Source organism: Pseudomonas sp. GW821-FHT12A04, from assembly GCF_058807755.1.
The window spans coordinates 205,348-218,934 of sequence record NZ_JBXAQZ010000006.1 but is presented as its reverse complement, the minus strand read 5'-3'; the positions used below and the strand labels follow the sequence as shown (position 1 = coordinate 218,934).

At 60.9% G+C, this 13,587-nt stretch carries 10 protein-coding genes; 4 read left to right on the top strand and 6 right to left on the bottom strand.

The window, feature by feature from the left end; all coding sequences use genetic code 11:
- Positions 1-76: 76 nt before the first annotated feature.
- The 3 genes from AC1RS8_RS11950 to AC1RS8_RS11940 all read right to left on the bottom strand — a co-directional run bounded on the left by AC1RS8_RS11950 (position 77) and on the right by AC1RS8_RS11940 (position 3,329).
- The gene (locus AC1RS8_RS11950) at positions 77-1,321 is read right to left on the bottom strand and encodes a lipoprotein-releasing ABC transporter permease subunit (protein ID WP_489340099.1); all 1,245 of its coding nucleotides are present in this window, start codon (positions 1,319-1,321) and stop codon (positions 77-79) included.
- A 66-nt stretch (positions 1,322-1,387) separates the two neighbouring features.
- Positions 1,388-2,071, bottom strand: coding sequence for a lipoprotein-releasing ABC transporter ATP-binding protein LolD (lolD, locus tag AC1RS8_RS11945; protein ID WP_173677889.1), 684 nt, complete (start codon positions 2,069-2,071; stop codon positions 1,388-1,390).
- A gap of 7 nt (positions 2,072-2,078) precedes the next feature.
- Positions 2,079-3,329 (bottom strand): lipoprotein-releasing ABC transporter permease subunit, encoded by a 1,251-nt coding sequence (locus tag AC1RS8_RS11940; RefSeq protein ID WP_102668916.1) that lies wholly within the window; start codon positions 3,327-3,329, stop codon positions 2,079-2,081.
- A 94-nt stretch (positions 3,330-3,423) separates the two neighbouring features.
- On the opposite strand from AC1RS8_RS11940, the gene AC1RS8_RS11935 reads away from it, so the two are divergent.
- Both AC1RS8_RS11935 and AC1RS8_RS11930 read left to right on the top strand, forming a co-directional pair.
- The gene (locus tag AC1RS8_RS11935; RefSeq protein WP_489340098.1) at positions 3,424-4,005 is read left to right on the top strand and encodes a PilZ domain-containing protein; all 582 of its coding nucleotides are present in this window, start codon (positions 3,424-3,426) and stop codon (positions 4,003-4,005) included.
- A gap of 14 nt (positions 4,006-4,019) precedes the next feature.
- Positions 4,020-4,742: a glycerophosphodiester phosphodiesterase gene (locus AC1RS8_RS11930; RefSeq protein ID WP_057715645.1), complete on the top strand. Its 723-nt coding sequence runs from the start codon at positions 4,020-4,022 to the stop codon at positions 4,740-4,742.
- Between the two features lie 42 nt (positions 4,743-4,784).
- On the opposite strand, the gene sthA is transcribed toward AC1RS8_RS11930, so the two are convergent.
- From sthA to AC1RS8_RS11915, 3 genes are all read right to left on the bottom strand, one after another.
- Positions 4,785-6,179, bottom strand: a complete 1,395-nt coding sequence (gene sthA / locus AC1RS8_RS11925) for a Si-specific NAD(P)(+) transhydrogenase (protein ID WP_007984277.1) — start codon at positions 6,177-6,179, stop codon at positions 4,785-4,787.
- 207 nt (positions 6,180-6,386) lie between these two features.
- Entirely contained in the window at positions 6,387-7,424 is a 1,038-nt protein-coding gene (locus tag AC1RS8_RS11920; protein WP_489340097.1) for an FAD:protein FMN transferase, read from the bottom strand.
- Positions 7,425-7,719: 295 nt separating this feature from the next.
- On the bottom strand, positions 7,720-9,183 hold the full coding sequence (locus AC1RS8_RS11915) for a glyceraldehyde-3-phosphate dehydrogenase (RefSeq protein ID WP_090454111.1): 1,464 nt from the start codon (positions 9,181-9,183) through the stop codon (positions 7,720-7,722).
- Between the two features lie 363 nt (positions 9,184-9,546).
- Here AC1RS8_RS11915 and mfd point away from each other — a divergent pair, with 363 nt between their 5' ends.
- Both mfd and AC1RS8_RS11905 read left to right on the top strand, forming a co-directional pair.
- Positions 9,547-12,996: a transcription-repair coupling factor gene (mfd, locus tag AC1RS8_RS11910; RefSeq protein WP_489340096.1), complete on the top strand. Its 3,450-nt coding sequence runs from the start codon at positions 9,547-9,549 to the stop codon at positions 12,994-12,996.
- Positions 12,997-13,006: 10 nt separating this feature from the next.
- A complete protein-coding gene (locus tag AC1RS8_RS11905) occupies positions 13,007-13,585 on the top strand; it encodes a CsiV family protein (RefSeq protein ID WP_489340095.1) in 579 nt (192 codons plus the stop codon).
- Positions 13,586-13,587 lie beyond the last annotated feature (2 nt).

Below are 13,587 nucleotides of genomic sequence, written 5' to 3'. Positions count from 1 at the left end.
GCTCGCTCCCACAGTTGACCGAGTTGACTCAGATCTACTGTGGGAGCGAGCTTGCTCGCGATGGCGGTGTTACTGGTTACGAATATCTAAGTGCATGAGCCGGCTCGATCTTCGCCGCACGCCAGGCCGGGTAAACCGTGGCCAGGAAGCTCATGACAAACCCCGCCGTGCAGATCAGCGCCACATCCGCGCCTTGCAGCTCAGACGGCAGGTTACTGACGAAGTACACGTCGGAACTGAAGATGTGCTGCCCGCTGACCCGCTCGATCCAGCCCACGATCTGGCTGACGTTCAGTGCGGCAATCACGCCCAATACACCGCCAATCAAGGTGCCGACGATGCCGATCACCGTGCCCTGCACCACGAAGATCGCCATGATCTGTCGTGGCGTGGCGCCGATGGTGCGCAGGATCGCGATGTCCGCACCCTTGTCGTTCACCACCATGATCAGGGTCGCGATGATGTTGAACGCCGCCACCGCGACGATCATCAGCAACAGCAGGCCGATCATGGTTTTTTCCATCTTCATCGCGCTGAACAGGCTGCCCTGGGTGTGGGTCCAGTCGTCAGCCTTGTAGGCGGCGCCCAGCCCCGAGGCGATTTCGTTCGACACTTGCGGCGCGGCATACAAGTCCTTCACCGCCAGGCGCACGCTCTGCACCTGATTCGGCTCCCAGTGCTGCATCTGCGCGGCATCGGCCATGTGGATCAGCGCCATGGTGCCGTCCAGTTCCGCACCGACCTTGAACACGCCGACCACATTCAGCCGCTGCATGCGCGGGGTAATGCCGCCCGGCGCATTGCTGACCTCAGGCACGATCAAGGTGATCTTGTCGCCCACGTTCAAACGGAAGCGGCGCGCCGTGATCTGCCCGATCACCACGCCGAATTCGCCCGGCTTCAGGGCTTCCAGGCTCCCCTGAACGATGTGCTTGGCAACGATCGACACCTGGCCTTCCAGCGCCGGGTCGACACCGCTGACCTGGATCGGCTGCATCGTGCCCTTGTAGGACAGCATGCCCTCCATCTCGGTGAACGGCACCGCCGCCGTCACTTCCGGGTTTTTCATCGCGGCCGCCGCCACGGGCTTCCAGTCGTCAATCGGGTTCACGCCGACGATGGTGGCGTGCGGCACCATGCCTAGGATGCGCGAGCTCATTTCGCGCTGGAAGCCGTTCATCACCGACAGCACCACGATCATCGCCAGCACGCCGAGGGCGAGACCGATCATCGAGGTCATCGAGATGAAGGAAACAAAGCGATTGCGGCGCTTGGCGCGGGTATAGCGCGTGCCGATAAAGATCGATAACGGTCTGAACATTCGCTGGGGCACCGTATAAAAATAAAAGACCCGACGCACCTTTCGGTCGCGTCGGGTTTCAATCCGTTAGATGGGAGTCAGGCAACCTTCCTGCAAGTGCAGGACGCGGTCCATCTGGCGGGCGAGGTTCATGTCGTGGGTCACCACCAGGAACGCCGTGCGCATCGAGGTGCTGAGCTCCAGCATCAAGTCCTGGATCCCCTGGGCGGTGTGGGAATCGAGGTTGCCGGTCGGCTCGTCGAGCATCACCAGGCCCGGATTGTTCACCAGGGCGCGGGCGATGGCCACGCGCTGACGCTCACCACCGGACAGTTCGGCCGGCTTGTGCTCCAGGCGATGCCCCAGCCCTACCCGCTCCAGCAACGCCGTGGCACGCTGACGCGCTTCGGGGATCGCGGTCTTGCCGATCAGGAGCGGCATGCAGACGTTTTCCAGGGCGGTGAATTCCGGCAGCAGGTGGTGGAACTGGTACACGAAGCCGAGGGCGCGATTACGCAGCAGACCGCGTTTCTTCTCGCTCAGCGCCGACAGTTCTTCACCGTCGAGCCAGACACTGCCCTTGGTCGGTGTATCGAGGCCGCCCAACAGGTTGAGCAAGGTACTTTTGCCCGAGCCCGACTTGCCGACAATCGCCACACGCTCGCCCGGGTGCAACTCCAGTTGCAGGCCGGCCAACACTTCCACCGATTCCGGGCCTTCCTCGTAGGATTTGCCCAGGCTGCGGCAGCTCAAGATTGCTTTATCACTCATGCCCGACTCACTCATAACGTAGCGCCTCCGCAGGCTGGGTGCGCGCGGCACGCCAGGCTGGATACAGGGTGGCGAGGAAACTCAGGACCAACGCCGCGGAGCAGACCATTACGACGTCCTGGCTCTGCACCTGCGACGGCAGGTAATCGATGAAGTAAACGTCGGCGTTGAGAAACTTGTGCCCGATCAGGCCTTCGAGGGCCGAGATCGCGGCGCTGACGTTCAGCGCGGCGAAGATCCCGACCACCGCGCCGATCGCGGTACCGACTACGCCAATGACGGTGCCTTGCACCATGAACGTGCGCATGATCGTGCCCGGTGTGGCGCCCAGCGTGCGCAGGATCGCGATGTCGCCCTTCTTGTCATTCACCACCATCACCAGCGTGGAAATAATGTTGAACGCAGCGACGGCAACGATCAGCAGCAGCAACAGGCCGATCATGGCTTTTTCCATGCGGATCGCCTGGTACAGGTTGCCGTGGGTGCGGGTCCAGTCGCGGGCGTAGTAGCGGTCTTCGCCGAGGTCGCGGGCGATGCTCCACGCGGTGCGCGGCGCCTGGAACAGATCGTCGAACTTCAGGCGCAGGCCTTGGACCTGATCCGGTTTCCAGCGGTGCAGCCGGGCCAGATCCTGCAGGTTGGTGACGCCAAGATAGCCATCGAGCTCACCGGCTCCGACATGGAAGATGCCGACCACGGTAAAGCGCTTCATGCGCGGGAACATCCCGGCCGGGGTCACCGTGACTTCGGGCGCGACGAAGGTCAGCTTGTCGCCGATGGCCGCGCCGAGCTTGGCCGCGGCCTTGTCGCCGATGACGATGCCGAACTCACCCGGCACCAGGTCGTCGAGTTTTCCCTGGGTCATGAATTGATCGATGATCGACACCTGGCGCTCTTGCGCCGGGTCGATGGCATTGAGCAGGACTTTCGAGACCTTGCCGTTATTGGTCAGCAAACCCTGCATTTGCGTAAACGGCGCCACGGCGGTCACCTGCGGGTTCTGCTTGACCTTCGCGGCCAGGCCTTGCCAATCGCTGATCGCCTCACCGGACTCGATGGTCGCGTGGGGCACCATGCCCAGCACGCGGGTGCGCATCTCATGATCGAAGCCGTTCATCACCGACAGCACCACGATCATCACGACCACGCCAAGGGCGAGCCCGATCATCGAAGTCAGGGAAATGAATGACACAAAATGATTGCGACGCTTTGCACGGGTGTAACGCGTGCCGATAAATACGAAGAGAGGTCTGAACATGTCGGGGCTTGTTCGGAGGGAAAAGGAACGTCCTTGTGGCGGGGGTCGATAACCAGCTTTACACTCAGACCACCGCCGCTACCATGGGTTCGCCATGTCGACATTAGATGAAGAAGATCGCCGCGAATACTACCGTATCGAGGATACGATCGCACTGGAAATTCGGCCCCTGTCCGCTACTGAAGCCACAGGCCAGGAAGTGTTGCAGGATGCTTCCCCACTCTTCAACTTGCTCAGCGAACTGCACCTGAGTGAATTCGAGTCGCAACACCTGTTGCGCCAGATCAGCGAACGCGACCGGAACCTCGCGGCGTTCCTCAAATCCCAGAACAAACGCATCGACTTGTTGAGCCAGGTGATCGCCATCACCGCGCTCGGGCAGATCGGCGAACCACAGCCGGTGATCATCTCCGAAGGCGGCATCGACTTTCAGCATCCATCGCCCATTGCCACCGGCGCACGCCTGTCGGTCAAACTGGTGCTGATGCCGCAGGCCCTGGGCCTGCTGCTGCGCGCCCGCGTCACCCATTGCGACCGCAAGGGCGACGGCTATGACGTCGGCACCGAGTTCGAATACCTGACCGACGCCCAACGCCAACTGCTGGCCCGCCACATCTTGCAAAAGCAGGCCCAGGAACGACGCCTGGCCCGCGACCAACTCGAATCAGGCAATTAAATTAAGGAAGAACCGTGACCCTCATCTACGGCCATCGCGGCGCCAAGGGCGAAGCACCGGAAAACACCCTGACCAGCTTTCAGGAATGTCTCAAGCACGGCGTGCGTCGCTGCGAACTGGACCTGCACCTGTCCATGGACGGCGAGCTGATGGTCATCCACGACCCGACCCTCAAGCGCACCACCGACCGTCGCGGCAAGGTCGTCGAACACACGGCGGCCGAGCTTGTGACCTATGACGCACGCAAGGGTGGACCGGGCTGGATCAAGCCTTGCCCGATTCCGACGCTGGAACAGCTGTTCGAGCAATGCGACTTCGATCACTGGCAGCTGGAAGTCAAAAGCGCATCACGGATGCGTGCCGCGACCACCGTGCTGGCGATTCGCGAAATGGTGCAGCGTCATGGCCTGATGGACAAGGTGACCATCACCTCGAGTTCCCGTGAAGTGCTCAAGGCTGCGCTGGAGTTGGTGCCGGACGTATCCCGCGGGCTGGTGGCCGAGTATGCCTGGCTTGACCCACTGAAGGTCGCCGCCAGCTATGGCTGTGAGATTCTGGCGCTGAACTGGACCCTGTGCACGCCGGAACGTCTGCAAAGGGCGCAACGTCAGGGGCTGCATGTGTCGGTATGGACCGTCAACGAGCCCGCGCTGATGCGCAGACTCGCCGACTTCGGCGTTGACAGCCTGATTACAGACTTTCCCGGTTTGGCCACCGCCACGCTCGAGAATTGCTGAAATCGGTCTCCCCGGCCGGCTCAGGCCACCGGCCGGAGCCCGTCAAAAAAGCCGGTTGAGGCCGTCGTACGCGGCTACCCGATAGGCTTCGGCCATGGTCGGGTAGTTGAACGTGGTGTTGACGAAGTACTTCAACGTGTTGAGTTCGCCCGGCTGGTTCATGATCGCCTGACCGATGTGTACGATCTCCGACGCCTGATAACCGAAGCAGTGAACACCCAGCACTTCCAGGGTTTCACGGTGGAACAGGATCTTCAGCATGCCTTGCGGCTCGCCGGCGATCTGCGCCCGCGCCATGCTCTTGAAGAAGGCCTTGCCCACTTCGTACGGCACCTTGGCCTGGGTCAGCTCCTGCTCGTTCTTGCCGATCGAGCTGATCTCCGGAATGGTGTAGATGCCGGTCGGCACGTCATTCACAAAGCGCCAGCTACCGTTATCGACGATGCTGCCGGCGGCCGAGCGACCCTGGTCGTGGGCGGCACTGGCCAGGCTCGGCCAGCCGATCACGTCACCGGCGCCGTAGATGTTCGGCACGCAGGTGCGGTACGCCTCGTCGACTTCGATCTGGCCACGGCTGTTGACCTTCACGCCGATGTTTTCCAGACCCAACTGATCGGTGTTGCCGGTACGACCGTTACACCAGAGCAAGGCGTCGGCCTTGATCTTCTTGCCGGACTTGAGGTGCAGGATCACACCGTTGTCCACGCCTTCGACGCGGTCGTAGTCTTCGTTGTGGCGAACCGTGATGTTGTTGTTGCTGAAGTGATAACTCAGGGCCTGGGAAATTTCCGAGTCGAGGAAGCTCAGCAGTTGCCCACGGTTGTCCACCAATTCAACCAATACACCCAGACCGCTGAAGATCGAGGCGTATTCGCAACCGATCACGCCGGCGCCGTAAACGATGAGTTTACGCGGGGTGTGGCCGAGGCTGAGGATGGTGTCGCTATCGTAGATACGCGGGTGGTGGAAATCGATGTCCGCCGGGCGATAAGGACGCGAACCGGTGGCGATGATGATGTGCTTGGCCACCAGTTTTTCGACCACGCCGTTGGCGCAGACCACTTCGATGGTTTGCTCGTCGGCGAAGCTGCCGGTGCCGAAGAATACGTCGACGCGGTTACGGGCGTAGTAGCCGGTACGCGAAGCGACTTGCTTGGAGATGACTTTCTCGGCGCTTTTCAACACGTCCGGGAACGAGAACCAGCGCGGCTCACCAATGGCCCGGAACATCGGGTTGGTGTTGAATTGCATGATCTGCCGCACCGAGTGACGCAGTGCCTTGGACGGGATGGTGCCCAAGTGAGTGCAGTTGCCGCCGACCTGGCGACGGCTATCGACCATCGCCACCTTGCGCCCTGCCTTGGCGGCGTTCATTGCCGCGCCTTCCCCTGCCGGGCCGGAACCCAACACCACCACGTCGTAGTTGTAGACAGCCATGCGTACTCCTCAGAACAGGCCGCGGCACCCTCGGCACCTGCGGCTAAATCACGCCAATGCGTGGCATGAAGGAACAATTTGGGGCCAGTGCAGAACCCGGACACAGTCTATAGAAGCGTCAACGCCGCGCACATTAACCCTTGGTCGCGTCGTAGGCTACTTTTGCCTGCGCTACAACGCCAGTTTTCAATGCTCAAATCGCCGAAATCATTCGGTTTTTTTGCCACTGATGCGTTCAAAAGCGGGACTGCTGCGTGTGACGAAACCTATATCGGCACGAATCACAAAAAATGCGCCGATATCGTGTTTTTCTGCGTAGTCCCAACCGCGCTCCGGGCCGAGAATCAGCAACAGCGTCGATAAGCCATCGGCCATCAACGCAGAAGGATGAATCACTGTGACGGACGCCAGGCTGTGTGAGACCGGCGCACCGGTGCGGGCATCGAAGGTGTGGGAAAAACGCTGTCCGTCCTGCTCGAAATAATTCCGGTAGTCGCCAGAAGTGGACAGGCCATAGCCGTCGACGACAATGACCCGTTCCGCCACCTGCCGGTCATCCCGCGGCTCTTCCAGGGCAATGCGCCACGGCGAGCCGTCAGCTTTCTTGCCGGACGCCTTGAGCTCACCCGTGGCCTCGGCGAGGTAGTCATGGATACCCATCGCCTCGAGTCTTGCGGCAATCGTGTCCACTGCATAACCTGCGGCGATGCTGTTGAAGTCGACCTCCACGGCAGCGTCCTTGCACAACCGGTCACCATCGATGCGCAAGTGTTCATGGCCGACGCGCTTGCGGCCTTCGGCGAGCGCCTCGGCGGTCGGGACTTTTTCCCCGCGGGCCTGCGGGCCAAATCCCCAGAGGTTCAGCAATGGCTCCACCGTCAGGTCGTAGGAACCGTCGCTTTGCGCTGACAGTTGCTCGCCCACGCGGACCAATTCGAGGATCGACGCCGGCATTGCCTGACAGCCGTTGGCCGGCAATGCATTGAAGCGCTCGATGTCCGAGTCGCTGCGGTAGGTCGACATTTGCCGGTCAATGTCAGCGAGGATCTGCTCGACCTGGACACGGACTTCGTCCGGCGCCGGAAGGTCGGCATGGCGCACATACTTGATCGAATAAGTGCTGCCCATGGTCGGGCCGCCGAAGTTCTCCAGAGTGTCGCCGTTGCCGCAACCTGATAGTGCGCCGAGCAGCAAAAATGCCACCCTCTGCCACCTGATCAACAATTTCCGAGCTCCCCAATGCATCCCCTGACACACCGCCAGGGCCAGCCATTATGCGATAGAACCGTGGGTGCGGGCTTGCTCGCGAAGAGGCCATCACATTCAGCATTGATATCTCTCTCAGACCGCTATCGCGAGCAAGCTCGCTCCCACATTGGATAGCTGGCGTGATCACTACCGTGCAAACACCACCATACCCTGTGGGAGCGAGCTTGCTCGCGATGAGGCCAGTGCGAACAGCACATCCCCCAATAGACAAAAGCAGCACAAACAAAAACGCCCCGACCAAGGCCGGGGCGTTTTCATGTGCAGCTAAGGCTTAGCGCGGGAATGCTGGCGGGTTTACACCGGCCATGTCTTCCATCACGCGAACCACCTGGCAGCTGTAACCGAACTCGTTGTCGTACCAGACGTACAGAACAACGCGGTTATCCTGGGTGATGGTCGCTTCAGCGTCCACTACGCCTGCGTGGCGCGAGCCAACGAAGTCGGTGGAAACCACTTCCTGGGAGCTGACGTAGTCGATCTGCTTGTGCAGATCCGAGTGCATGGCCATCTGGCGCAGGTACTCGTTGATCTCTTCGCGAGTGGTGGCCTTTTCCAGGTTCAGGTTCAGGATAGCCATCGACACGTTCGGCGTAGGAACGCGAATCGCGTTACCGGTCAGCTTGCCCTTCAACACTGGCAGAGCCTTGGCGGCTGCAGTGGCGGCACCGGTCTCGGTGATTACCATGTTCAGCGGCGCGGCGCGGCCACGACGGCTGCCCTTGTGGAAGTTGTCGATCAGGTTCTGGTCGTTGGTGAACGAGTGAACGGTTTCGACGTGGCCGTTGACGATGCCGTACTTGTCATTCACAGCTTTGAGCACCGGCACGATGGCGTTGGTGGTGCACGAAGCGGCCGAGATGATCTTGTCGTCAGGGGTGATTTCGCCGTGGTTGATGCCGTGCACGATGTTCTTCAGCGCGCCCTTGCCAGGTGCGGTGAGGATTACGCGGGCAGCGCCCGGGCAAGCCAGGTGCTGGCCCAGGCCATCGGCGTCACGCCATACACCGGTGTTGTCGACGATCAGAGCGTTTTCGATGCCGTACTGGGTGTAGTCGACTTCGGCCGGGCTCTTGGCGTAGATAACCTGGATCAGGTTGCCGTTGGCGGTGATGGTGTTGTTGGCTTCATCAATGGTGATGGTGCCATCGAACGGGCCATGAACCGAGTCGCGACGCAGCAGGCTGGCACGTTTGACCAGGTCGTTCTCGGCGCCCTTGCGGACCACGATGGCGCGCAGACGCAGGCCGTCGCCACCACCGGTTTTCTCGATCAGGATGCGCGCCAGCAGACGACCGATACGACCGAAGCCGTACAGGACAACGTCGGTGCCTTTGCGGGCGGAAGCGTTCTGCTGGCCAACCACGTCGGCCATCTCTTCACGGACGAACTGCTCGGCACTACGGCCATTGCCTTCGGCCTTGTATTTGGCCGCCAGCTTGCCCAAGTCTACCGAAGCGGCACCGAGCTTGAGCTCGCTCATCGCCTTGAGTAGCGGGAATGTTTCGTGGACGGAGAGTTCGGTTTCGTCGGTCTGGCGATGACGGGCAAAGCGGTGCGCTTTGAGGATCGAAATCACCGAGCGGTTGATCAGGCTGCGGCCATAGATCGAGCTCACCACGTTGTTATTGCGGTAGAGCTGACCGATAAGCGGAATCATCGCTTCTGCGAGTGCTTCACGGTCGATCCATTCACCAAGACACTGGTCGGGCTTCTGAGTCACGGGAACCTTCCACATGTAGGGGCAGAAAAAAGGGGCTACATTATGCCGCCGAGTGACAGCGGTAGCAATGCGCGCCCGTCGCGCTTTACGTAACAAATCGTCGTTCAAAAAAATTACGCCTCGCTCCAGCCCAATAAAACCGGGGCTTTCAGCACAGTCAATTTTTTGGAGCCAAAGTCTCCTTATCCGTAACCCTCCGTAACACTCGTTGTTTTTGCCACTACATATTCATTAATTTTAGGTAAAAAAGCGCAGAATTTTGTCTTTACCACTACATTTCGCCAAACCCGTGCTTTAGACACAGTCAGCAACTGACAGGCGGCATCGTAGACCGCTACAATTACCGACTTTGTCGCAACGCTTGGAGCTCAACCTTCCGTGCCCGTTCTGCGTCTACCGCTTCTCCCTGCCGCGGCAGGTAAACAGCACTGGGGCAACCTGCCCGGTGCCGCCCTGAGCCTGGCCATCGCCGAGGCCGCCAGCGCTGCCAAGCGCTTTACCCTGCTGCTGACCGCCGACAGCCAAAGTGCCGAACGGCTGGAACAGGAGCTGGCTTTCTTCGCCCCGGATTTGCCCGTACTGCACTTTCCCGACTGGGAAACCCTGCCCTACGACCTGTTCTCGCCGCACCAGGACATCATTTCCCAGCGCATCGCCAGCCTGTACCGGTTGCCGGAACTGAGCCATGGCGTGCTGGTGGTGCCAATCACCACGGCCTTGCACCGCCTGGCGCCCACCAAATTCCTGCTCGGCAGCAGTCTGGTGCTGGATGTCGGCCAGAAGCTCGACGTCGAGCAAATGCGCACCCGGCTTGAAGCCACGGGTTATCGCTACGTCGATACGGTGTATGAACACGGCGAGTTCACCGTTCGCGGTTCGCTGATCGACCTGTTCCCGATGGGCAGCAAGCTGCCGTATCGCATCGATCTGTTCGACGACGAAATCGAAACCCTGCGCACCTTCGACCCGGAGAACCAGCGCTCGATCGACAAAGTCGACTCGGTCAAGCTGTTGCCGGCCAGGGAGTTTCCGCTGCAGAAAGAAGCGGTCACCCGTTTCAAGGCGCGGTTCCGCGAGCGTTTTGACGTCGACTTCCGCCGTTGCCCGATCTTCCAGGACTTGAGCAGCGGGATTACCCCGGCCGGTATCGAGTACTACCTGCCGCTGTTCTTCGAAGAAACTTCGACACTGTTCGATTATTTGCCCCAGGACACGCAAGTGTTTTCCCTGCCGGGCATCGAGCAAGCCGCGGAAAACTTCTGGAACGATGTGCGCAATCGCTATGAAGAACGCCGCGTCGACCCGTCCCGTCCTTTATTGCCACCCGCCGAACTGTTCCTGCCGGTGGAAGACTGCTTCGCGCGCCTGAAGAACTGGCCGCGCGTGGTGGCCAGTCAGCAGGATGTAGAAAGCGGTGGCGGTCGCGAGCGCTTCCCGGCTCGCGAATTGCCCAACCTGGCCATCGAAGCCAAGGCCACCCAGCCATTAGCGGCACTGGCTGGTTTCCTCGACGAATTCCCCGGCCGCGTGTTGTTTACCGCCGAATCGGCAGGCCGCCGCGAAGTGTTGCTGGAGCTGCTGGAACGCCTGAAGCTGCGACCAAAAACCGTCGACAGCTGGCCGGACTTTGTCGCCGGCAAGGAACGCCTGGCGATCACCATCGCCCCGCTCGACGAAGGCTTGATGCTCGATGACCCGGCCCTGGCCCTCGTCGCCGAAAGCCCGCTGTTCGGCCAGCGCGTGATGCAGCGCCGTCGCCGCGAAAAACGCGCCGATGCCAACAACGATGCCGTCATCAAGAACCTCACCGAGCTGCGCGAAGGTGCGCCGGTGGTGCACATCGACCACGGTGTCGGCCGCTACCTGGGCCTGGCGACCCTGGAAATCGACAGCCAGACCGCTGAATTCCTCGCCCTGGAATACGCCGAAGGCGCCAAGCTTTATGTGCCGGTGGCCAACCTGCACCTGATCGCCCGCTACACCGGCAGCGACGATGCCCTGGCCCCGTTGCATCGCCTGGGCTCCGAGACCTGGCAGAAAGCCAAGCGCAAAGCCGCCGAACAGGTGCGTGACGTGGCCGCCGAGTTGCTCGACATCTATGCACGTCGCGCTGCCCGCGAAGGCTACGCTTTCGCCGATCCGAAGGCCGACTACGCCACGTTCAGTGCCGGTTTCCCGTTCGAAGAAACCCCGGACCAGCAAACCACCATCGAAGCGGTGCGCGAAGACATGCTTGCGCCCAAGCCGATGGATCGCCTGGTGTGCGGCGACGTCGGCTTCGGCAAGACCGAAGTGGCAATGCGCGCCGCGTTCATTGCGGTGCACGGCGGTCGCCAGGTGGCGATTCTGGTGCCGACCACCCTGCTCGCCCAGCAGCACTACAACAGCTTCCGCGACCGCTTTGCCGACTGGCCGGTGAGCGTGGAAGTGATGAGCCGCTTCAAGTCGGCCAAGGAAGTGAATGCAGCGGTCGCAGACCTGGCCGAAGGCAAGATCGACATCGTCATCGGCACGCACAAGCTGCTGCAGGACGACGTGAAGATCAAAAACCTCGGGCTGGTGATCATCGACGAAGAGCACCGTTTCGGTGTCCGTCAGAAAGAACAGCTCAAGGCCCTGCGCAGCGAAGTCGACATCCTGACACTGACCGCCACGCCGATTCCGCGCACGCTGAACATGGCGGTGTCGGGCATGCGCGACCTGTCGATCATCGCCACGCCGCCGGCCCGGCGCCTGTCGGTACGCACCTTCGTCATGGAGCAGAACAAGAGCACGGTCAAAGAGGCCTTGCTGCGTGAGTTGCTGCGTGGCGGCCAGGTCTACTACCTGCACAACGACGTGAAGACCATCGAGAAATGCGCTGCCGATCTGGCCGAACTGGTGCCGGAAGCACGGATCGGTATCGGCCACGGGCAGATGCGCGAACGCGAACTCGAACAGGTGATGAGCGACTTCTACCACAAGCGCTTCAACGTGCTGATTGCCTCGACTATCATCGAGACCGGCATCGACGTACCGAGCGCCAACACCATTATCATCGAGCGTGCCGACAAGTTCGGCCTGGCACAGTTGCACCAGTTGCGCGGCCGGGTCGGACGCAGCCACCACCAGGCGTACGCCTACCTGCTGACGCCGCCACGCCAGCAAATCACCCCGGACGCGGAAAAGCGCCTGGAAGCGATTGCCAACACCCAGGACCTCGGCGCGGGCTTCGTGCTTGCCACCAACGACCTGGAAATCCGTGGCGCCGGCGAACTGCTCGGCGACGGCCAGAGCGGGCAGATCCAAGCCGTCGGCTTCACGCTGTACATGGAAATGCTCGAGCGCGCGGTGAAGTCGATCCGCAAGGGCGAACAGCCAAACCTCGATCAACCGCTTGGCGGCGGTCCGGAAGTCAACTTGCGGGTACCGGCGTTGATCCCGGAAGACTACCTGCCGGATGTCCATGCCCGCCTGATTCTCTACAAGCGCATTGCCTCGGCCACCGACGAGGACGGCCTCAAGGATTTGCAGGTGGAGATGATCGACCGTTTCGGCCTGTTGCCGGAACCGACCAAGAACCTGATCCGCATCACAGCATTGAAATTGCAGGCCGAGCAACTGGGCATCAAGAAAGTCGATGGCGGCCCCCAAGGCGGTCGCGTCGAGTTCGCCGCACAGACGCCGGTCGACCCGTTGACCCTGATCAAACTGATCCAGAGCCAGCCAAAACGCTACAAATTCGAAGGTGCCACGATGTTCAAGTTCATGGTTCCGATGGAGCGCCCGGAAGAGCGCTTTAATACTGTAGAGGCGCTTTTCGAGCGCCTCGTTCCGAAAACTGCTTGAAGGACGCCGCATGCGCCTGTTTCGCTCACTGACCCTGTTGACCCTGTTGATGCCAGCGCTGGTCGCACCCACGGCATATGCCGATGACCTGTATCAGGTCGAAATGATTCTGGTCCGTCAAAACACCGTACCGGCAATCGTCAGCCGCGCCGCGCCGGAAGACTGGGCCGCTGGCGCCCAACCGGTCAGCCCCGACAGCCTGCGCACGCCAAGCCTCAATGGCGAGGTGGAAAAACTCACCAGCAGCGCTGACTACACGGTATTGCTGCACAAGGCCTGGCAACAGCCCCTCGGCGAAACCGCCAGCAAAGTGGCGATCAGCGACGGCAAGGAACAGTATGGTCAGTACCCGATCGAGGGCACACTGAACATGAAACTGGGGCGTTTTACCGACGTCGACGCCGATTTCTGGGTCAACCAGATCGATGCCAATGGCATGGTGACGGCCAGCGAGCGCTTGAAACAGGAAAGCCACACCAAAAACGGCCAATTGAACTTCCTCGACAACGGCCACCTCGGCCTGCTGATCAAGATCACCTCGCTGACCTCCCCCGCCCCCCGAACAGCTCCCGAAGAAATTCCGGACTGATT

Excerpts from the sequence above, each read along its gene's own strand:
- AC1RS8_RS11935 (WP_489340098.1), top strand. The coding sequence starts at position 3,424 with ATGTCGACATTAGATGAAGAAGATCGCCGCGAATACTACCGTATCGAG.
- AC1RS8_RS11940 (WP_102668916.1), bottom strand. The coding sequence starts at position 3,329 with ATGTTCAGACCTCTCTTCGTATTTATCGGCACGCGTTACACCCGTGCA.
- lolD (WP_173677889.1), bottom strand. The coding sequence starts at position 2,071 with ATGAGTGATAAAGCAATCTTGAGCTGCCGCAGCCTGGGCAAATCCTAC.
- AC1RS8_RS11915 (WP_090454111.1), bottom strand. The coding sequence starts at position 9,183 with ATGTGGAAGGTTCCCGTGACTCAGAAGCCCGACCAGTGTCTTGGTGAA.
- AC1RS8_RS11905 (WP_489340095.1), top strand. The coding sequence starts at position 13,007 with ATGCGCCTGTTTCGCTCACTGACCCTGTTGACCCTGTTGATGCCAGCG.
- AC1RS8_RS11920 (WP_489340097.1), bottom strand. The coding sequence starts at position 7,424 with ATGCATTGGGGAGCTCGGAAATTGTTGATCAGGTGGCAGAGGGTGGCA.
- sthA (WP_007984277.1), bottom strand. The coding sequence starts at position 6,179 with ATGGCTGTCTACAACTACGACGTGGTGGTGTTGGGTTCCGGCCCGGCA.
- AC1RS8_RS11950 (WP_489340099.1), bottom strand. The coding sequence starts at position 1,321 with ATGTTCAGACCGTTATCGATCTTTATCGGCACGCGCTATACCCGCGCC.